This window comes from Streptomyces sp. NPDC127092 (genome assembly GCF_042722475.1).
In the GTDB taxonomy this organism is placed as follows: Bacteria; Actinomycetota; Actinomycetes; order Streptomycetales; family Streptomycetaceae; genus Streptomyces.
In genome coordinates this window covers 1-1298 of the sequence record NZ_JBHXFE010000273.1, presented here as the reverse complement: position 1 = coordinate 1298, position 1298 = coordinate 1, and the positions used below count along the sequence as shown (strand labels likewise).

Below are 1298 nucleotides of genomic sequence, written 5' to 3'. Positions count from 1 at the left end.
GGCCTCGGCAGCGCCGGCCTGCCGACCCAGGACGAGAACGCCTCCATGCTGCTCTTCCAGGGCAAGAACGGCTCGTTCATGGTCAACTGGCCGTTCGTCTGGCCGGCCACCCTCGGTTCCGTGGAGGAGGGCTCGCTGCCGGAGGACCTGCCCGAGGACATCGGCTGGGCCGTCTACCCCCGCACCGTCGAGGGCAAGGACGCCGCGCCGCCCGTGGGCGGCATCAACCTGGGGGTGGGCGCGAAGTCCGAGCACCAGGACCTCGCCTGGGACGCGATCTCCTGCATCACCACCACCGAGCACCAGAGCCAGTACTTCGTCGAGAACGGCAACCCGCCCGCCGACCCGGCGGCCTACGACGCCCCCGAGGTCGCCGAGAAGTACCCCATGGCGGACACCATCCGGGAGTCCCTCGAACTCGGCGCCCCGCGGCCGCAGACCCCGTACTACAACGAGGTCTCCACCGCGATCCAGCAGCGCTACGCGCCGCCGTCGGGCGTCTCCGAGTCCACCCCGGCCGAGACCGACGACTTCATCCAGGAAGTCCTGAGAGGGGAGCGTCTGCTGTGAGCCACGTCGACACCGCACCCGCCGCATCCACCCCGCGCGCCGCCGAGGGTCGTCGCCCCCGCCGGGTGAAGTCCCAGCGCGCGAAGTCCGAGGCGCGTCTCGGCTGGCTCCTGGCCGGCCCCGCGTTCTTCGTGATGCTGTTCGTGGTCCTGTACCCGATCCTGCAGGCCCTCTACGACTCGCTGTTCAAGTACCGGCTCACCGCGCCGGGCGACCGCGAGTTCGTGGGCCTGGGCAACTACGGCGTGATCCTTACGGACCCCGTGTTCTGGAAGGGCCTCGGGGTGACCCTGCTGATCACCGTGGTGACCGTGGTGGTCGAGCTCATCCTCGGCTTCCTGCTGGCCCTGGCCATGCACCACGCCATCAAGCAGACCCGCGGCCTGATCCGCACGATCATCCTGGTGCCGTACGGCATCATCACCGTGGTCTCCGCGTTCGCGTGGTTCTACATGTTCTCGATCGACTCGGGCTACATCAACGCCTGGTTCGAGTGGCTGCCGGGCGTCGACGCGGACCTGAACTGGTTCGCGCAGGGCAGCACCGCGCTGTTCGTGATCATGCTCTCCGAGATCCGGAAGACCACCCCGTTCATCTCCCTGCGCCTGCTGGCCGGCCCAGCCCAGGTGCCGGGAGACCCCACCGAGGCCGCCTCCGTCGACGGCGCCTCGTGGTGGCAGCGGATGAAGCTGGTCATCCTGCCGAACATGAAGGCCTCGATCAGGGTG

The 1298-nt window shown here is 69.0% G+C and carries 1 protein-coding gene and 1 pseudogene; both read left to right on the top strand.

What is annotated here, in order from left to right; genetic code table 11:
- Positions 1-570: pseudogene (locus ACFWJO_RS39610) on the top strand (ABC transporter substrate-binding protein); the annotation flags it as partial.
- Positions 567-1298 (top strand): carbohydrate ABC transporter permease (locus tag ACFWJO_RS39605; RefSeq protein ID WP_386873131.1); only part of this gene is annotated, 732 nt, incomplete at its 3' end. The pseudogene ACFWJO_RS39610 and the gene ACFWJO_RS39605, both read left to right, overlap by 4 nt.